This is a genomic window from Flavobacterium fructosi (genome assembly GCF_042787335.1).
In the GTDB taxonomy this organism is placed as follows: Bacteria; Bacteroidota; Bacteroidia; order Flavobacteriales; family Flavobacteriaceae; genus Flavobacterium; species Flavobacterium fructosi.
Genome location: NZ_JBHZQA010000009.1, coordinates 60,936 through 80,346, shown reverse-complemented (window position 1 = coordinate 80,346; position 19,411 = coordinate 60,936). Strand labels below are relative to the sequence as shown.

The 19,411-nt window shown below is 34.1% G+C and carries 17 protein-coding genes and 1 pseudogene; 13 read left to right on the top strand and 5 right to left on the bottom strand.

The features are described from left to right. Positions 1-120: 120 nt before the first annotated feature. The 6 genes and pseudogenes from ACFX5D_RS13140 (at position 121) to ACFX5D_RS13115 (ending at position 3,797) form a co-directional block, all read left to right on the top strand. Positions 121-1,284, top strand: coding sequence for a sigma-54-dependent transcriptional regulator (locus tag ACFX5D_RS13140; RefSeq protein ID WP_379858653.1), 1,164 nt, complete (start codon positions 121-123; stop codon positions 1,282-1,284). A gap of 86 nt (positions 1,285-1,370) precedes the next feature. Then, positions 1,371-2,042: pseudogene (locus ACFX5D_RS13135) on the top strand (DEAD/DEAH box helicase); the annotation flags it as partial. Positions 2,043-2,154: 112 nt separating this feature from the next. Continuing rightward, positions 2,155-2,373 carry a DUF2007 domain-containing protein gene (locus tag ACFX5D_RS13130; protein WP_379858651.1) on the top strand — a complete coding sequence of 73 codons (219 nt, stop codon included), beginning with the start codon at positions 2,155-2,157 and terminating at the stop codon, positions 2,371-2,373. 34 nt (positions 2,374-2,407) lie between these two features. Next, positions 2,408-2,653, top strand: coding sequence for a hypothetical protein (locus ACFX5D_RS13125; protein WP_379858650.1), 246 nt, complete (start codon positions 2,408-2,410; stop codon positions 2,651-2,653). Position 2,654: 1 nt separating this feature from the next. Beyond that, positions 2,655-2,960, top strand: a complete 306-nt coding sequence (locus ACFX5D_RS13120; RefSeq protein ID WP_379858649.1) for a type II toxin-antitoxin system RelE/ParE family toxin — start codon at positions 2,655-2,657, stop codon at positions 2,958-2,960. Positions 2,961-2,999: 39 nt separating this feature from the next. Beyond that, positions 3,000-3,797, top strand: a complete 798-nt coding sequence (locus ACFX5D_RS13115; RefSeq protein ID WP_379858647.1) for a Cof-type HAD-IIB family hydrolase — start codon at positions 3,000-3,002, stop codon at positions 3,795-3,797. Positions 3,798-3,912: 115 nt separating this feature from the next. Here the strand turns inward: ACFX5D_RS13115 and ACFX5D_RS13110 are convergent, their stop codons facing one another. Next, complete coding sequence (locus tag ACFX5D_RS13110; RefSeq protein ID WP_379858646.1) at positions 3,913-5,946, bottom strand: S9 family peptidase; 2,034 nt, start codon at positions 5,944-5,946, stop codon at positions 3,913-3,915. A gap of 392 nt (positions 5,947-6,338) precedes the next feature. Here ACFX5D_RS13110 and mtaB point away from each other — a divergent pair, with 392 nt between their 5' ends. Beyond that, complete coding sequence (mtaB, locus tag ACFX5D_RS13105) at positions 6,339-7,667, top strand: tRNA (N(6)-L-threonylcarbamoyladenosine(37)-C(2))-methylthiotransferase MtaB (RefSeq protein ID WP_379858645.1); 1,329 nt, start codon at positions 6,339-6,341, stop codon at positions 7,665-7,667. Between the two features lie 170 nt (positions 7,668-7,837). Here mtaB and ACFX5D_RS13100 read toward each other — a convergent pair whose 3' ends face one another. Together ACFX5D_RS13100 and ACFX5D_RS13095 are read right to left on the bottom strand one after the other, a co-directional pair. Further along, positions 7,838-8,554, bottom strand: coding sequence for a 3-ketoacyl-ACP reductase (locus ACFX5D_RS13100; RefSeq protein WP_379858644.1), 717 nt, complete (start codon positions 8,552-8,554; stop codon positions 7,838-7,840). A 133-nt stretch (positions 8,555-8,687) separates the two neighbouring features. Beyond that, positions 8,688-9,524: a DUF6929 family protein gene (locus tag ACFX5D_RS13095; protein WP_379858643.1), complete on the bottom strand. Its 837-nt coding sequence runs from the start codon at positions 9,522-9,524 to the stop codon at positions 8,688-8,690. 195 nt (positions 9,525-9,719) lie between these two features. Here ACFX5D_RS13095 and ACFX5D_RS13090 point away from each other — a divergent pair, with 195 nt between their 5' ends. The 3 genes from ACFX5D_RS13090 (at position 9,720) to ACFX5D_RS13080 (ending at position 14,098) form a co-directional block, all read left to right on the top strand. Beyond that, positions 9,720-10,601 (top strand): PPK2 family polyphosphate kinase, encoded by an 882-nt coding sequence (locus tag ACFX5D_RS13090; protein ID WP_379858641.1) that lies wholly within the window; start codon positions 9,720-9,722, stop codon positions 10,599-10,601. Between the two features lie 187 nt (positions 10,602-10,788). Then, on the top strand, positions 10,789-12,237 hold the full coding sequence (locus tag ACFX5D_RS13085) for a PhoX family protein (protein WP_379858640.1): 1,449 nt from the start codon (positions 10,789-10,791) through the stop codon (positions 12,235-12,237). A gap of 88 nt (positions 12,238-12,325) precedes the next feature. Next, positions 12,326-14,098 carry a cytochrome c peroxidase gene (locus ACFX5D_RS13080; RefSeq protein WP_379858638.1) on the top strand — a complete coding sequence of 591 codons (1,773 nt, stop codon included), beginning with the start codon at positions 12,326-12,328 and terminating at the stop codon, positions 14,096-14,098. A 33-nt stretch (positions 14,099-14,131) separates the two neighbouring features. Here the strand turns inward: ACFX5D_RS13080 and ACFX5D_RS13075 are convergent, their stop codons facing one another. After that, complete coding sequence (locus ACFX5D_RS13075; RefSeq protein WP_379858637.1) at positions 14,132-14,683, bottom strand: hypothetical protein; 552 nt, start codon at positions 14,681-14,683, stop codon at positions 14,132-14,134. Between the two features lie 233 nt (positions 14,684-14,916). Here ACFX5D_RS13075 and ACFX5D_RS13070 point away from each other — a divergent pair, with 233 nt between their 5' ends. From ACFX5D_RS13070 to ACFX5D_RS13060, 3 genes are all read left to right on the top strand, one after another. Continuing rightward, a complete protein-coding gene (locus ACFX5D_RS13070; RefSeq protein ID WP_379858636.1) occupies positions 14,917-16,296 on the top strand; it encodes an MATE family efflux transporter in 1,380 nt (459 codons plus the stop codon). Between the two features lie 76 nt (positions 16,297-16,372). After that, complete coding sequence (locus tag ACFX5D_RS13065; protein ID WP_379858635.1) at positions 16,373-17,281, top strand: prohibitin family protein; 909 nt, start codon at positions 16,373-16,375, stop codon at positions 17,279-17,281. A 275-nt stretch (positions 17,282-17,556) separates the two neighbouring features. Next, complete coding sequence (locus ACFX5D_RS13060; RefSeq protein WP_379855732.1) at positions 17,557-17,787, top strand: hypothetical protein; 231 nt, start codon at positions 17,557-17,559, stop codon at positions 17,785-17,787. Positions 17,788-17,940: 153 nt separating this feature from the next. Here the strand turns inward: ACFX5D_RS13060 and ACFX5D_RS13055 are convergent, their stop codons facing one another. After that, the gene (locus tag ACFX5D_RS13055) at positions 17,941-19,239 is read right to left on the bottom strand and encodes a Xaa-Pro dipeptidase (RefSeq protein WP_379858634.1); all 1,299 of its coding nucleotides are present in this window, start codon (positions 19,237-19,239) and stop codon (positions 17,941-17,943) included. Positions 19,240-19,411: the final 172 nt, after the last annotated feature.

Sequence of the window (19,411 nt, the reverse complement as noted above, 5' to 3'; positions counted from 1 at the left end):
GCTTCCGTTAAAATTTAATTAATTTATGGAGCTATTTCCCGCTTTCCGTTGCAATCTTTTTATTTTTAAAGAAAAAATAAAAAGGATTTCCACTTCAATCGGGGCTAAAAAAATAAAAATATGTCAAAAATACTAATCATAGAAGACGAGGCCGCTATTCGAAGAGTGCTCACAAAAATACTCTCCGAAGAAAACGACACCTATCAGGTTGAAGCAGCCGAAGACGGTGCTTCAGGTTTTGAAAAAATAAAAAACAACGATTACGATTTGGTTTTGTGCGATATCAAAATGCCAAAAATGGACGGTGTTGAGGTTCTGGAAGCCGTCAAAAAAATCAAACCCGAAATTCCGATGGTTATGATTTCCGGTCATGGTGATATGGAAACGGCTATCAATACGATGCGTTTGGGTGCATTTGATTACATCTCAAAACCACCGGATTTAAATCGATTGTTGAATACGGTTCGCAACGCTTTAGATAAAAAACAACTCGTAGTTGAAAATAAAATTCTGAAGAAAAAAGTCAGTAAAAACTACGAAATGATTGGCGAAAGCGACGCTATTAATCACATCAATGTAATGATTGATAAGGTTGCCCAAACCGAAGCTCGAGTTTTAATTACGGGACCAAATGGAACCGGAAAAGAGCTTGTTGCACATCAATTACACGAAAGAAGTCAAAGAGCTAACTTTCCTTTAATCGAAGTGAATTGTGCTGCTATTCCATCGGAGTTGATAGAAAGTGAATTATTCGGTCACGTAAAAGGAGCATTTACATCGGCAGTGAAAGACCGTGCTGGAAAATTTGAAGCTGCAGATAAAGGAACTATTTTCTTGGATGAAATTGGTGATATGAGTCTTTCGGCGCAAGCCAAAGTATTGCGTGCTTTACAGGAAAGCATGATTACCAGAGTGGGAGCAGATAAAGATATTAAAGTCGATGTTCGCGTCGTAGCAGCGACCAATAAAGATTTGAAAAAAGAAATTGCCGAAGGGCGTTTCCGTGAGGATTTATACCATCGTTTGGCTGTTATCCTGATAAAAGTTCCATCGTTGAATGACAGGCGAGATGATATCCCAATGTTGATTTCATATTTTGCAGATAAAATTGCTTCTGAGCAAGGAAATGCTATAAAAAAGTTCTCAAAAGAAGCGATCCATTTATTGCAAGATTACGATTGGACAGGAAACATCCGTGAATTACGAAATGTAGTGGAACGCTTGATTATCCTTGGCGGAAGCGAAATTTCCGAGAATGATGTGAAATTATTTGCATCGAAATAATTAAATAATTTAAAGATTAAATAATTTAAAAATTCATGGAGTACTCCTTTAATTTTTGAATATTTAAATCTTTCAATCTAAAATAAATGAAACTAAAAAAAATAAACGAAGCGTTACAAGAAGCCTTAATTGAAAACGGTTTGAACGAGGCCAATGCAATGCAAAAAGAAACATTTTCGACAATGAAAAGTGGTTCGGATTGTATCATTATTGCACCAAAAGGAAGCGGGAAATCGACAACAATTGTGCTGAATGTAATCCAGAGACTGGCAGGCGCAACCGAAGAATCACCGCGGGCGTTGATTATTGTCGAAGGCAAAGCCAAAGTATTGGAAATGGAATCGCTTTTTGAAAAATACGGAAAGAATTCTAATTTAGAAGTCTATGGTGTTCATGATAAAGGGGATATGGAGTACGATAAGAATTATATTTCTAGCGGAATTGATGTGTTGATTGGGACTCCAAACAGGTTGAGTGAAATGTTCACAACAGCAGGTTTTAATGTAAACCGATTGAAAATGTTTATCCTTGATGATGCAGACCCAATCTTGAAATTGCGTCATGAAACTAAAATCATGCGTATTTCGAATAGCATTGTAAGAACCCAACGTATTATTTTTTCGGAACAATTGACAGAACGAATAGAAGTCCTTGCTGAAAAAATGCTAGTGGAGCCTTTTGAATTTGAATTTGATGCCGATGAAGAGGATGAAGACGAAGAAGGAAATGAAGACGAAGAAGGAAATGAAGACGAAGAAGGAGATGAAGATTTTGAGGAGGAAGAAGATTTCGAACCTGAAGTTGGAGATGACTTCGAGGAACAAGAAGGGGATGAAGAAAATGGTAATAAATAATTAAATAAAGAATAAGATGGGATTAATGAAAGTGTTTTCGGGAAGTGAAATTTTAGCTTTAGCGTTACAAAAGAGAATTGAAGCAATAGGAGTAGATACCGTTTTAAAAAATAATATACAATCAGCTCGATTAGGAGGTTTTGGAAATTCCGGCTTGGCAGTGGAATTGTTTGTTCAGGAAACCGAGTTTTCAAAAGTGAATCCCGTTATTGAAGAATTCAGAATGAGTATTTAAATTTGTATATTTGTTAATCAAATAACTCTGTAAGATGGACATAGCTGCAAAGAAAATAGAATTGATGGATTGGTTGCTTCATATTAATGATGAAAGTAAACTAAAAAAAATAATAGCGCTTAAATCTGTTTTAGATAAAGAAGTTGTTGCTCATACTATTAGTGGTTATCCAGTTGACAAAGAAGAATACATCAATATGGTTAAAGAAGCTGATGAACGAATTTCATCAGGAAAATATACAACTATTGAAGATCTAGAAAAAGAAATCGAGAAGTGGTAATATGCAAAAGCCAATTACCATACTTTGGGATAATCAAGCCAAAGCCGATTTGAAATTAATATTTGAATTTATCAAGTTAAAATCTCCTCAAGGAGCAAAAAACGTTATTAGAGATATTGTGGTTCAAAGTAAAAATATTCATTTTGTTGAGCAATTTCAAGCGGATGAATTTCTAGGAGAACCTTATAGAAGAATGATTGTACGAGATTATAAAATCATTTATAAAATTCATTCTGAAAAGGAAATTCGTATTCTTCAAATTTTTGACACAAGACAAAATCAAAGTAAATTAAAAAATAATTTGTGAATTTTCGGTATTTGAAATACTGCTTTTTAAAAAATAAAAATGAAATATAAAATGTTAGTTTTGGACATGGATGACACTTTGTTAACCGATGACCATATCATTTCAAACGAGAATAAAGCAATGTTGTTTAAGGCCCAAGAACTGGGAGTTTATGTTATTTTGGCATCTGGCAGACCAACACCTGCAATGATTGCTTACGCGAAAGAATTGCAATTGGATAATTCCTATATGATATCATATAACGGCGCTGTGATTACTGATTTAAAAGAAGATAAAATCATTTTTGAGCAAACGCTAACCCAAGAACAAATTCATGATTTGTATGATTACAGTTTAAAAAGTAATACCCATATTATTACGTACCTTGATGGGAAAATTGTGAGTGAGACGGATTCTGAATACATTGAAATCGAAAAAAACATCACCGGTTTAGAACACAATAAAGTCCTTAGTTTTAAAGAGGAAGTTAAATCGGCAGCCATAAAATGTATTTTATTAGAAGAGCCAGCCTATCTCAAAGAAGTTGAAAAAGACTTAAGAGCTGCCATGCCGCATCTGAGCGTATGTATGTCAAAACCCTTTTTTCTGGAAGTAGCACAAAACGGGATTGATAAAGGTGCCAGCATCAAATTTTTAGCTGAAAAACTGAACATTCATCAAAGTGAAATCATAGCCGTTGGAAACGCAGGAAATGATTTAACCATGATCCAATATGCCGGATTAGGGGTATGGGTAGATAATGTAGATCCAGAATTAAGAGATCAAGGAGATGTTATTGTAGCTTCAAATAATGATCACGGTGTGGCTGAGGTGGTCAGACGATTTATTTTGAACTAAAAATCATCATTCTAAAGAGCTGATTTTAAACGCATGCAGTTAGGTTTTCCGGATTAAAAAAACAAGAAGGAGTTGAAAAAAAATAACTCCTTCTCGCTGATTAATTTAAAAAAAATTATTCCTTTTTAGATTCGTACGTTACCATATTAATATCAACAGTTATTTCTTTTAAACGTTTGGCTATATTTTCTGGCATATCTTGTTGGTATTTTCCACCAAGAATTCCCGCCAAGAATTTTTCTGTTTCAGCGAACATTGCCATATTATTAACAGGTTTTCTAAAGCCATGGCCTTCATCATCAGCTAGCAGGTATGAAACTTGTTTTCCTTTTTCTCTCAAAGCAACAACAATTTGATCCGCTTCGGCTTTTTTAACTCTTGGATCGTTTGCACCTTGAATGATCAATAAAGGTTTTACAATTTTATCTGCACTAAACAACGGACTTGCTTCTTGCATTCTTTTTTTACCTTCTTCCGTCTTTGGATCACCAACCATTCCATACAATGAAGCTCTTGCAGCTTCCCAATAAGCCGGAATAGATTCTATTAAAGTAAAAAGATTACTTGGACCAACATTATCAACACCACAAGCATACAAGTCTGGAGTAAAAGCTAGTCCTGCCAAAGTTGCATAACCACCATAACTACCGCCCATTATGGCAACTTTATCTTTATTGGCAATTCCTTGAGCAATTAAATATTTTACACCCCAAGTAATATCATCTTGCATCAATTTTCCCCATTGCAAATCACCGGCGTTCAGGAATTTTTTTCCATAACCACCGCTTGCCCTGAAATTAGGTTGCAAAACCGCATAACCTCTATTTGCCAAAAATTGGGCGATTGAATTGTAGCCCCAATTGTCTCTTGGTCCTTTTGGTCCTCCGTGAATTAGCATTATCACGGGTAAATTTTTGCCATTTGAACCAACAGGAAGCGTTAAATATCCTGAAATTTCTAAACCATCACTACTTTTATATTTTATAGGTGTCATTGCTGCTAAATACTGTTCTACCTTTTTTAAAGCTGGTCTTGATACATATTGCAAAAGCAATTCTTTGGTGTCGACATTGAAAAAATATACTTCTGCAGCATATTTATCTCCAGAAATTGTTACCAATAATTTCTTTTCATCTTTTGTTAAACTTTGAAAACTTACTTCTCTCCCCGGGAATTTCGATTGTAAAAACTTGTAACTAGATTCCCAGTTTTTATCTTTCCAGTAGTAGGTGGTTTTATCATCCGTATAAGAAGTAAAAATAATTTTGTGGGTTATATCGCTTGTGGAAAGCCCACCAAAATCAACTTTGTTTTTTGGGTCGCTTTCTATTTTGGTGATTTTTTGAGTTCCTAAATTCATTAAAAGCAAAGTAGATAGATTTAAATCTCCTTTATTGCTAACAAAATAGGCTTGTTTGTTGTCTGGTGTCCAGCTGGCAATATAAGCTTGCTCTGTTACTGATGTTTCATAAATTGGAGTTAGTTTATCCCCTTCTTTTTTATATGCTGTGGTAGTTCCTTTCTCATCAGTTTTAGAAAGAACTCTCAGGTTTTCATCCCAATCAAAGGTAAAACCGGTAACTCTTTCCTTGTTTTCATATATTTTAGTAAGTTCGCCCGTAGAAATTTTAAGTTGGTACAAATCGTGCCAAGCCTTGTCTCTTTCATTTAATGATACCATCATCAAATCAGGATTTTTCTTGCTGACCAAATTTATTCTTGCCGCAATTCCTTTTAGAGGGGTTAGATTTCTGGACACAGGAACTTTATTTGCTTCTGCTGATGCTATCGGGTCAACGGCAAAGATATTTATGTTTTCATCCCCATTCTCATCTTTAATATACAAGATGTATTTGCCATCGTATGACCAGAAATAGCCTTGCATCGGACGTTTACTGTTAGTTAGTGGTCTAGCTTTTTCAAACGGTTCGTCAATTTTTTTGACCCAAATATTCATTATTCCCTCATATTCCTTCATAAAAGAAATAAATTTTCCGTCGGGACTTAATTGCCCTCCAGTAATTTCTGGATTTCCAAAAAACAACTCTCGATCCAAAATTGGAGTTTCGGTTTTGTTAGTTTTTGTCTGAGCAACGGCAACATTAACCGTGATAATAAATAGTACAAGATGTAGAATGGTTTTTTTCATAAAATAAAGTTTTAAATGGTTTTAAGATTAGTTATTGATTGCAGAAAAAAGTTACAAAAAATTTATCTTTTTTTGTTGGGTTTTCTTTGTAAACTTTCTTTTCGTCTTTGTAAATATTTATCAAATTGTTGTAAGTATTTGATTGTCAAAAATAAAAATAAAAAAAGTAGCTGTTTTATAACACCTTTTTGAGGGAACTAAAAAGTGGAGGAAGGAATAAAATTAGCTAATAATTCAATTTGAACATTTGAAAATGACCACAATTGCGAAAGTTGTTGTAGTTTTTAATTGTTCTTTTTCTTTGTAAATTCACGATTTCATTTTAAAGTTTTTTGTTCGTAAATTTGCACACTCAATTTTTTGACAACGATTTCATTAATTGAGTTATCATTATGGAAAACAGAAAAAAAGTTGCTTTTTATACGCTTGGTTGCAAACTGAATTTTTCGGAAACTTCTACGATTGCCCGTAATCTTCAAGATGAGGGTTTTGATCGGGTAGATTTTGAAGAAGTGGCTGATATGTATGTGATTAATACCTGTTCGGTTACGGAAAATGCAGATAAGCAGTTCAAGCAAGTCGTGCGAAAAGCAATGAAATTGAATGATAAAGCATTTGTCGCGGCAGTAGGGTGTTATGCGCAATTGAAACCGGAAGAATTAGCTGCTGTTGATGGAGTAGATTTAGTTCTTGGTGCAACTGAAAAATTCAAATTGACCGATTATATTAATGATTTGTCCAAAAATGATTTTGGAGAAGTACATTCCTGTGAAATTGCCGAAGCCGATTTTTATGTGGGAAGTTATTCTATAGGAGACAGAACTCGGGCTTTCTTGAAAGTGCAGGACGGTTGCGATTATAAATGCACCTATTGTACGATTCCATTAGCAAGAGGAATTTCGCGAAGTGATGAACTGGAAAATGTATTGAAAAATGCATCTGAAATTTCAAAACAAAATATCAAGGAAATTGTGCTTACCGGAGTAAACATTGGCGATTACGGTAAAGGGGAATTTGGAAATAAAAAACACGAACATACATTTTTAGAATTAGTTCAGGAATTAGATAAAGTGGAAGGAATCGAACGACTGCGAATATCCTCTATTGAGCCGAATTTATTGAAAAATGAAACGATAGAATTTGTGTCGAAAAGCAGGACTTTTGTGCCGCATTTTCATATTCCGTTGCAATCCGGGAGCAATGATATTTTAAAGTTGATGAAGCGTCGGTACCAACGTGAAGTATATACGGAAAGAGTAAATAAGATTCGAGAAGTCATGCCACAAGCTTGTATTGGTGTGGATGTGATTGTTGGTTTTCCTGGGGAAACTGACGAGCACTTTTTGGAAACCTATCATTTCTTGAATGATATGGATATTTCGTATTTGCATGTTTTTACATACTCGGAACGGGATAATACCGAAGCAGCAGCAATGGAAGGTGTTGTTCCAGGAAATGTTCGCGCCAAACGCAGCAAAATGATGCGCGGTTTATCGGTTAAAAAACGCCGTGCTTTTTATGAAAGCCAGTTGGGAACTAACAGAACTGTTTTATTCGAAAGCGAAAATAAAGAAGGATATATTCACGGTTTTACGGAAAATTATGTAAAAGTAAAAACACCCTGGAATCCAGAATTAGTAAATACATTACATAAAATCAATTTGACAAAAATTGATGAAGATGGAAGTGTACGAATGGATTTTGTTACGGCTTTGGTTTAATTACTAAACATATAAGTCACATAAGTTTTTAAACCATTAAAGATTTTTTTCACCATATAAGTCATATAAAGTTTAAACCATTAAGAGATTAAAATTAAGCGTAAGACTTAATCACTTAATTTCTTAATGGTTTTTTATTTTAAGTTTAGATGTTTAATAATAAAAACGAATTAAGGATTCGTAGACCAAATACTACTGTTTTTGATGAAAACGCGTCGGTTTAATTTGAGTTGTGCAATGATTAATTCGGCCATATCTTCTGCTTGCATTACTTTTTCCGGATTTCCATCAGTCAATTTTAATTCTTTGGCCATATCTGTAGCAACGGTGCTCGGCGTTAATGCCGTCACGCGAATATTGTGCTTACGGACTTCTTGCATCAACGATTCAGTTAATCCCAAAACAGCAAATTTAGAAGCACTGTAGGCACTTGTTAACGCATTTCCGCTTAATCCTGCTGTGGATGAAATATTGATGATATCGCCCATTTGTCTTTCGATCATGTTGGGCAAAATGGCACGGGTTACATAATACGTTCCCATCAGGTTTACCTTAATGATGCGTTCCCAATCCGTTGGTTCTAATTCTAAAAATTTTCCAAAAGCTGCTATTCCGGCATTGTTGATTAAGATATCAATAGTTCCAAATTCTGCCAATGCTTTTTCAACGGCTGCGTTTACCGAATTGATATCGGCAACATCAGCGGTTATTGCCAGCGCTTTTACTCTTAGAGAGCGTACTTTTGCAGCTACGCTGTCAATTTCCTCTTGTGTTCTGGCAACCAAAATCACATTTACACCTTCTTTTGCTAAGGCCAAAGCGATAGCTTTTCCAATTCCTTTTCCAGCTCCCGTAATCAGGGCATTTTTATTTTTTAAGTCTGTCATTTTATCAATTATTGGGAAGCCAATATAGGGCTTCGTTTACTGTAAAAGTACCTCGTTTTATATTTGAAATCTATTTTGGGTTTCTATTTAATTTAAATTTAACGTTATAGTATTTTTACTGAAACGAATATTTTTAATCTAATAGACTTCTTTTTAAATCCAAAGTCAATTTGTAAATGTCTGTTTCCAAAGCTTCGGTGTCCTTATCTTCACAGAGTAAGAATTCGATTTTTTCTTTTGAATGTGTAAATACAGTTAATCCTTCAAATTTATGGGTTTCTGAAATTTTTTGGGTAAATGCAACTTCTAAAGTGTCTAATGATAAAGCTCCGATGAAACTTCCAAATACTTCTCCGTCCTCATAGGTTGAGGTCGTGTTTTCTACCGCTGCCAAGAAATAGATTTTATCTTCCACAAGAATTGCATCGGTAAAGGTAGCTTCAATATTTTGGATTTCTGGCAATTGGATTGGAACAAAGCGAATATCATTTCCTTCTTTGTCTAAAATAAAAATACCGTTTTTGGATTGTGCTCCATTTCCCCGTTGAAATAAATACCATTTTTCGTTGTGAAATAAAGCGCCCTCTATGTTTAAATCTGCATCCGAAATTGAAGCAGTTTGTTTTAGTTTTTCATAAATGGCAGACAAATCTTTGTCTTCTATTGCTGCGGAAGTAAGATCGTAACTGATGCGTTTGTTTCTATTTGATGTGGAACCAGAACCAAAAAGATATATTTTATTTCCTTTTTGGGTTATGGATTCAAAATCGAATTTGTCTTTTTTAGGAATGTTTTCTTGACTGTTTTCGAAGAGCTTTATTCTATGGAGTTCTTTTTCTTTGATGTTGTATTCGTAAAGAAAAGAGCTGTTGTCAGCGATGATAAATAAGGAATCGTCTTTGCGAATGAGTCCTGAGGCGGAACCAATTCCGTTGATTTGAAATAGGAATTCGAGTTGAAATTGTAGCATATTTTTTATTTTGGAAAGAAGTGCCCTAGCCCTGATGGAAGCGGTATCCTTTCTAGTCCTGAATTTGTTTCAGGATATTGAAACAGGTTAAGGACTAGGAAGATACAAGTGTACAGCAGGAAATAGCTTCTGAAATTCATCAGGATAATTCCCTAATATTTCTTATATTTGAGATGCAAAGATAAATTATTTCTTATGAAATCTATAAAACCCGATGATTTTAAAGTGATTGGCAAAATTGAATTGTCTCAAATTCCTACGAACTTGTTTAGCAAAGCCGATGATGATGATAAAGAAGAGAAACTGGAGAAGGTGCAAGCGAAATTGAGTGAAATACAAGATGTGATGTATGCACACAATCGCTATGGTGTTTTGGTCTGTTTGCAAGGTATGGATACCTCGGGGAAGGATAGTATGATTCGGGAAGTTTTTAAGGAATTTAACTCCCGTGGGGTGGTTGTTCATAGTTTTAAAACACCAAATTCAAGCGAGTTAGAACATGATTATTTGTGGAGACATTATTTGGTTTTACCTGAAAAAGGGAAATTTACGGTTTTTAACAGATCGCATTATGAAAACGTTTTGGTCACCAGAGTGCATCCGGAATATATTATGAATGAAAATTTGCCAGGAATTGATAGCGTTTCAGCAATTACTGAAACATTTTGGGAAAATAGAATGCAGCAAATCAATAATTTTGAGAAGCACATTACTCAAAACGGAACGATTATGTTGAAATTTTTTTTACATATAAGTAAAGAAGAGCAACGACAACGCTTGTTACGCCGACTGGAAGAACAAAAACACAACTGGAAATTCTCAACCGGTGATTTGAAAGAAAGAGAACATTGGGATGATTATATGCATTATTACGAAGAAGCAATTAATAAAACTGCAACTGACTACGCGCCTTGGTATGTGATTCCTGCTGATGATAAAGAAATGGCCCGTTATATTGTAGCCAAAATTATTTTGGAAGAAATGGAAAAACATACCGATATTAAAGAACCCGAAATGGATGAAAAAATCAGGGAGAATATTGAAATGTATAAAGAAATGCTTAAGAAAGAAAAATAGTTTGAATTATTTTCTAGTCAAAGTTATTTCAAGTTTATCATTGTATTACTTTACCGTTAGTATGTAAATTTATTGTTTTTTAGAGGTGGAAACCCTAGTGAACTCTTGGCTTTTTATTAATATTAAGTTCATTTGAAGTTTAAATTCAGTGCATTTCTTTGCCTTGAATTTAAAACTATCAACCAAGATGAAAAAAATTATTTTACCAATGTTATTTTTAGCTTCATTAATCTCTTGTGAGAATGATGCTAAATCTTCAAATGAAACTACGGATGTAGTTTTAGCTAACCAATCCGTAACTCCAGTATTATTGAAAAAGCAAGCAGGTTTTGAAAGCCTAGAAGTTTTTTCACTGATTACTTCAGATGATGTTTTGGCTGGGAGTCCAAATTATGTTTTTGGTGGCTCAGCTGACGGATCAGGATTGTTGAAAAATTCAGATGGAACTTTTACTTTTTTAGTAAATCAAGAAGATAACTTTGCAGTTTCCAGAATCACATTAGACAAAACATTCAAACCTACAAAAGGAGAATATTTGTTGAATTCAAATGGAGGAACTTGGAGATTATGTGGTGCTACGATGGCAACTGTCGCTGAACATGGTTTTGGTCCACTTTATTTAACGAGTGGTGAATCAGGTGAAGAATCTCGTACTCATGCTCTAAATCCTTATGGAGATGTTGGGTCAGCAGCTGTTTCTAAAGAATTGCCGGGCTTAGGAAGATTAAGCGCGGAGAATGCTTTGCCTTTAAAAAAGACTGCCTTTGCAGGAAAAACGGTTGTTGTAATAGGTGATGATGATTCTGGTACTTATGGAGGTCAGGTATTTATGTACGTTTCCAATACGGTTGGTGATTTAGCGAATGGTTCTTTATACATGATGAAAAGAACAGATGAAAATCAAAGAGAAAAAGATATGGCTGTAGGGCAAACGTATACTGTTTCGTTTGTGAAAATCGAAAATCATACTACAATGACAGGAGCTCAAATTAACGCATCGGTAAATACGCTAAAAGCAATTAAATTTGGTAGAGTAGAAGACTTAGATTATAGAAAAGGAGGCGATGGAGCTGATCGTGAAATTTACTTTAATGTTACAGGACAAAATACTACTGGAAATAATGCTGATGCTTCAAGAACGAAGTATGGTAGAGTTTACAAGTTAAATTTAGACGCTGCAAATCCGTTGACAGGAACGTTACAAGTAATCCTTGATGGTGATGATCGTACTGGAGTTGCCGGAAAATTTCAAAATCCAGATAATATTTGCGTGACAAAAAACTATGTATATGTGCAAGAAGACGCTAATGGATATGGAGACGAAACCCATGACGGTTACATTTATCAATATAATATTGCTACTAAGGCATTAAAAGTTGTCGTAGAGTTAGATCAACGTCGTACCGCTATAGATGCTGCAAAATATAATGTTGGAGGAACTTCTAAATTTGGAGATTGGGAATATGGAGCATTAATTGATGTATCGGAACAAGTAGGAATTGACGATACCTTTTTATTAAGTGTTCAACCACATACCTGGAGAGGAACAAAATATAAAGGAGTTGATGGAGGAACAAATCGTCCAAATGAAGATCAAGCTAGTCAAATTGTAATTATCAAAGGACTTGCTAGATAATTTAGCTCTAAATTAAATAGTTACAAAATCCACGGTTTCTTATTAGGATTCGTGGTTTTTGCTTTTCTACCCATTTTTTAATTTTATTATGAAAAATTTCTTTTTTCTTTTACTGTTGATGCTTCTTTTCTCTTGTAAAAACCAACCCAAACACGAAAAAATAAATAATTTGTTTCAATCGGATATTCAGGTCCTGATTCAAGATGTTGCTCGATTGGAACTCTTGGTACAATCAGATTCGATTTCGACACAAATTCAAAAACAATTTCTTCTGGCGCATGTAAACTATAAGCGCGTAGAAACGATAAGCGAATATTATTTCCCTGTTGTTTCAAAAGCGATTAATGGACCTGCATTAGATGAATTTGAAGAAGACGAAGGAAAAACAGTTCCTCCGGAAGGATTTCAGGTAATCGAAGAATTTCTTTTTCCTAAGTATGATCATAGATCAAAAGAGGAACTTTTAAAAGAAATTGGGATTCTTTCTGCCAACTTAAAACGATTGGACAAAGTTTCGCAAACCAATGAATTGACTGATTCCCATGTTTTTGATGCGATGCGTTTAAAAGTTTTTAGAATTATTACTTTAGGAATCACCGGATTTGATTCTCCAATTGCCCAAAATTCCATTCCAGAAGCAGTAGCATCATTAGAAAGTATCGAAAAATATTATCAAATTTATGATGAATCGTCTTCTAATTTAGTTTTAAAAACGATTGAAGAAGGAACAGCATATTTGAAAAAGAATACCAAGTTCAATGAATTTGACCGAGCTGTTTTTATTCGAAAAATGGCTAATCCCCTCAGTAAGGGTTTGTATAAAATTCAAATGGATTTGAAAATACCTTTGATGAAAGAAATCAGAGGATTAAAAACAACTGCTCAAACACTTTTTGATAAAAACGCTTTTGATACCGAAGCTTTTTCAGCATTTCCAGATTATGAAACTACTCCAGAAAAAATCGAGTTAGGAAAATTATTATTCAATGATCCTATTTTGTCCGGGAATAATTCTCGCTCTTGTGCTTCCTGTCATCATGCTGACAAAGCTTTTACCGACGGACTAGAAAAAGCAGTTTCGTTAGATGGACACTCATTGGTTAAAAGAAATACGCCTACGCTGTCTAATATTGCTTTTCAACGTGTTTTCTTTTCTGATTCCAGAGTTACTTATCTGGAAGACCAAGCTATAGCTGTAATTACAAATGAAAATGAAATGCACGGTTCTTTGAAAAAGTCAGTTTTGATTTTAAAAAAGGATGCGCATTATGGCGCTAAATTCCAAAAAGCATTTCCGAGAAAAGCAATAGACGAGTTTGGAATAAAAAATGCATTAGCCTCTTATATAAGATCTTTGAGTGATTATGATTCAAAATTTGATGAATACATGCGGGGAAATGAAACATTTGATTTGGATGAAATTGCTGGATTTAATTTATTTGCTGGAAAAGCAAAATGTGCTACCTGTCATTTTATTCCATTAACTAACGGAACAGTCCCTCCGGGTTTTGTAAAATCCGAAAGTGAAGTATTAGGTGTACCTGATGCCACTAAAAAAATGGATGCCGATTTAGGGAAATTTGAATTAACAAAAGCAGCAATTCATCGCAATTCTTTCAAGACGCCTACTTTAAGGAATGTTGCATTGACAGCTCCTTATATGCATAACGGTGTTTTTAAAACTATGGAAGAAGTACTTGATTTTTATAACGAAGGTGGTGGAAATGGATTGGGATTTAATTTACCAAATCAAACTTTACCGGAGGATAAACTGAATTTAACTGACTTGGAAAAAAAGCAGCTCATCGTCTTTATGAAGACCTTAACGGATAAAAAGTTTTATAAACAAAAAATGCCCTGAAATTTCAGGGCATTTTAAAAAAAACTATATGTCTTATAGCTCAAAACCATAAGCTAAACGAACTCCTACTTGTCCAACACCTTTTCCTACAGAACCGTTGTTGTTCACTTTTGCAAAGTCAGAATAGTGCTCATAATGCAATGAGACATCAATATATTTTGTAGCATAACCAATACTAGGAGATAATAATAAAGACGTTTTATCGTAACCATTACTTACTGCAAAAGCAGCACCAGCTTCCCCCATTACATAAAATTGGTCATTCCATACGAAAGCTTTAAAACCTGCTTTAGCTGGGATAAATCCTAAATCACTACCGTCTGCTTTACTTACAAATAAGTTAGTATAACCAGTTGTCAAAGTTAAAGAGTATTTTTTTGACAAATCGTATTGAACTCTTGCATCGGCTCCTAATACCAATTTGTATGGATCATTAACGGAGTATCCTGCATTTACACCAAATCCTAAACGGAAACCTTGATCATAATTTGTAGCTTCTTTTGTTTCTTGTGCTTGTACATTGCTAGCAAACATCATTGCTATTGCGAATAGAAATAACATTTTGATTTTTCCTGTGCTTTTCATAATTGTAATTTTTTATTAATATTTTTTTTATTTTCATTGTTCTGATTTTTATTTGATACAAAACAACACTGCAAATGTAGAACTCCCCATTCTTCGGAATGTTATAGAATTAATGGGTTTTGTTATAGAATTCCTCGATATATGTAAATAATAACTAAAAGAGAGGCTATATATTTTCAATTGTATCAATACAATTGAAACCTTCTAATTATCTTTGCCAAAAAAAATAGAAAGTGAATTTATCTCAATATACCAAAGAGTTTTCTTATAATATCAAACTAGCTTATCCTGTAATTTTGGGAATGTTAGGCCATACATTAATAGGTATTGTGGATAATTTCATGGTGGGTAATCTTGGTTCCACTGAGTTGGCAGCTGTATCTTTGGGTAATAGTTTTATCTTTATTGCATTATCCTTAGGAATAGGTTTTTCTACAGCTATAACACCATTGACCGCGGAGGCTGATGCCGAAAACGATGATAAAAAAATTAGAACTACTTTTCACCATGGATTGCTGCTGTGTACTGTTCTAGGAGTAGCGTTATTCATTTTGACGGTATTGTCTAAGCAAATAATGTACTTAATGCACCAGCCCAAAGTAGTAGCTGATATGGCTGCTCCTTATATAGACTGGGTGGCTTTTTCTTTAATTCCGGTTATAATGTATCAAGGATACAAACAATTTGCAGATGGTTTAGCGAAAACAAAATATTCGATGTATGCTATTTTTATGGCAAATGTGGTGCATGTGTTTTTTAATTATGTGCTGATTTATGGATTTTGGATTTTCCCAAAATTAGGAATTCTAGGTGCAGCTTTAGGAACGGTAATTTCAAGAATTATGATGGTGGTTTTTATGCATTATCTTATGAAAAGAAATGAAGATTTGAAACGTTATTTCAAGAATTTTAGTTTCAAAGAAATACGGAAATCAGTTTTGAAAAAAATCATCAATCTAGGTTTGCCTTCAGCGATGCAGATGTTGTTTGAAGTAACTCTATTTACGGCGGCAATATGGCTTTCCGGTTCTTTAGGAAAAAATAGTCAGGCAGCCAATCAAATAGCACTGACTCTTGCTTCATCAACATTCATGGTAGCTATGGGTTTGAGTGTTACCGCAATGATTAGAGTGAGTCATACTAAAGGAATGAACGATTATAAAAATTTAATAATTGTTGCTCGCTCTATTTTTTTATTAGCGATTATGTTGGAAACACTTTTCGGGATTATTTTTGTTGTTTTCCATAATTACTTGCCACATTTATTTTTGAATATGACTGATTCCGCACAAGTATTAGATAATAATGAAATAATATTTATAACAGCTAAACTTTTATTGGTAGCAGCAGTTTTTCAAATTTCAGATGGTATCCAAGTAGTGGTTTTGGGTGCTTTAAGAGGTTTACAAGATGTGAAAATCCCTATGTATATTACCTTTGTTGCGTATTGGGTTATCGGTTTTCCAATTTCTTATTATTTAGGAAAATATACTTCTTTGCAAGCAGTAGGAATATGGATTGGGCTTTTGGCGGGATTAACAGCTGCCGCTTTATTTTTGTATATTCGCTTTGCGAGATTAACAAGAAAATTAGTTTTAAAGAATCATAAATAATAATGTTCTGACAATGTAACTTCTAATTTCTTTCTTCGTATAATAAGCATACAAACCTAACCAACCCAATAAAAAAATGATACTATTTATTATTCTTGGAATAATTTTATTGATTACAAGTTTTTCATTAAAAAACAATGTAAATCCGTTTTCAAAATTCGCAAATGTTCTAAAAATTATTGGCTTCTTAGTAATTGCTTTAGGGCTTTTTTCTTCAATGTTCAAACAGATTGATGCGGGGAAAGTAGGAGTTCAATCGCTATACGGAAGTGTGCAACCTGATGTTTTGGAAAGTGGTTTGCATTTGATAAATCCATTATTAGATGTTACCGAGTTTGATATTCAAACCCAAAATTACACCATGTCAGCAGTTCATGGAGAAGGTGCTCAAGCAGGTGATGATGCCATTCGTGTTTTGTCAAACGATGGACTGGAAGTGGTAATTGACCTGACGGTCTTATTTCGCGTTTCACCAGAATCGGCACCAAAGATTTTTAAACAAATTGGAGTTGATTATTCGGATAAAATTGTTCGTCCCGTAACCAGAACCCGTATTCGTGATAATGCTGTTTATTATGATGCAGTAGCCTTATATTCTACTAAAAGAAATGAATTCCAACAACGAATTTTCAAAACTATCGAAGCTGATTTCAAGTTAAGAGGATTGGTTTTGGAGCAATTGTTAATTAGAAACATCAATCTTCCAACATCAGTAAAAGCGTCGATCGAAAGTAAAATTAACGCTGAGCAAGATGCTCAAAAGATGACTTTTATTCTTCAAAAAGAAAAACAAGAAGCAGAACGTAAAAGGGTGGAGGCACAAGGTATTGCTGATTATCAGCGAATTATTTCAACCGGTTTATCCGATAAACAATTGCAATACGAACAAATAAAAGCTCAAAAAGAATTAGCTGCTTCTCCTAACACTAAAATCATTTTTATGAATGGTAGAGGAAATACACCGGTTATACTTTCTGATAAGTAGGAGGTTTTGTAGCAGAAAACAATAGTTTTCAAAACTTAATTTCACCCGATGGAAGCGACATTCTTTATGCCCGAAACCCGGACACAAAGAATGTCGCTTCCATCGGGGCTAATCTACAACTTAGTTGTATTTTGGACCTTTTGTAAAAAGAGAAAGAAAGATAGTTTTAAACGTATTAAATATATTTTTAGATTTCAATCCCTATAAAAAATTAATAAATTACCTATTTTTACAGCATTACAATTTACAGCAATACATTATACTAAATTTGAAATATGGAATTACCAAAATTTTTACTAGGCGACAACACTGATTTTCCGGAAGATATTTTTATCATACATTTGGATTACCCTCGATTTATTATAAATCTAAAAGATGATGAGGTCGAATTCATGGAAGAAGCCGAAGATCTTGATGAAGGAGAATTAAATGTAGAAATGGAAGGTTTGATTGTTCTGGCAAATGATTTTTATGACAGAGAAATGGAACGTTACGAGAAAGAATAGTTTTGTTTTCTAAGATATTTTTTTGTCAATAAAAAAAAGCTAGCGGCAGTAAAAGATGAAAATTTATCTTTTGCTGCCGCTAGCTTTTTTTAATCAAATATTTTTTTGGATTTGAGCTTATTTTTAAAAATAACCAAGCGTAATTATGCTTGTTTATTTTGCGGTTTCGTTTTTATAAACGACTCCATCTTTCATTACAAATTGTACTTGTTCCAAAACTTTAATGTCGTTAATGGGGTTCTCATTTACGGCAATAATATCGGCCCATTTGCCTACTGTTATCGAACCTGTTTTAGCCGTGATGTCAAGTAAGTCCGCTGCGTTTACTGTAGCTGATTGAATAGCTTGCATAGGAGTCATTCCCGCTTTTACTAAGTATGCAAAATCTTTGCCATTTAGACCGTGCGGCATTACTGAAGCATCAGTACCGTAGGCAATTTTAACACCACCTTTAATTATTTTGACAAGCCCTTCCTGTTTTTGTTTGGCAATACTTTTTGCTTTATTTATTATTTTTTCAGGATACCCCTTTTTTCCAAAATTTTCAATAACATAATCTAAGGCATACATTGTTGGTACCATGTAAGTACCTTTTTCTTTCATTAGTTTTACGGTTTCATCATCAACAATGCTACAATGTTCTACTGAATTTACGCCAGCTATGATGGCACGTTTTATACCTTCGGTTCCATGGGCATGTGCGGCTACTTTTCGTTCCCACATGTGGGCTTCGTCTACAATTGCTTTCATTTCTTCTAATGAATATTGAGGTGCGCCTACACTTTCTTCTTCGGACAATACACCCGCAGTAGCGCAAAATTTAATGACATCAGCGCCCCATTTTATATTGTTGCGTACCCGTTTTCTGATTTCATCAACACCATCAGCAACGCCTGTATAGTCAGGATTTGAATTCATTTTTATGGCAGGGTTGAATCCTGACATATCAGCATGACCCCCCGTTGAACTTAACGTAAAACAAGCTACTAGCATTCGGGGACCTTCAATAATTCCATTATTAATTGCGTCTCTTAATGAAATATCAATTAAATCACTTGATCCTAGATCCCGACAAGTGGTAAAACCAGCTTGCAATGTTCGCTTGGTGAAAATATGTGCTTGTACTGCATAGTCAATTGGTGTTTTTCTGAAAATATCTCCGTAATAATCATCGGTTGGTTCTCCGCTAAGATGAGTATGACAATCTATTAAACCTGGTAAAACTGTTGACTTGCTTAGGTCAATTATTTCCGCATTTTCGGGGATGGTAATAGAGGAGCCAATAGCAGTTATTTTATTGTTTTCAATTAAAATAATCTGGTTATTAAGCACTGTTCCGCTAATGACATCAATAAGTTTTCCTGCTTTTATGGCTTTAATTTTTGTCTGAGAAAAGACAATTGTACAAGAAGTAATAAAAATAAGAACTGTAAGTAATGTTTTGTTTTTCATTAATTTGGGATTAAATATTAAAATGGTTTAAACAACGAAATAGAATTTTTGTGTTGGGTAATTTTAATTATTTGTTTTATATAGTGTTACATGATTTCAAATTTAAGTAGAAATAGGGAATTTACTACTATTGATAAAAAATTACTTTGCGAAATCAAAAACTCATCAAAAT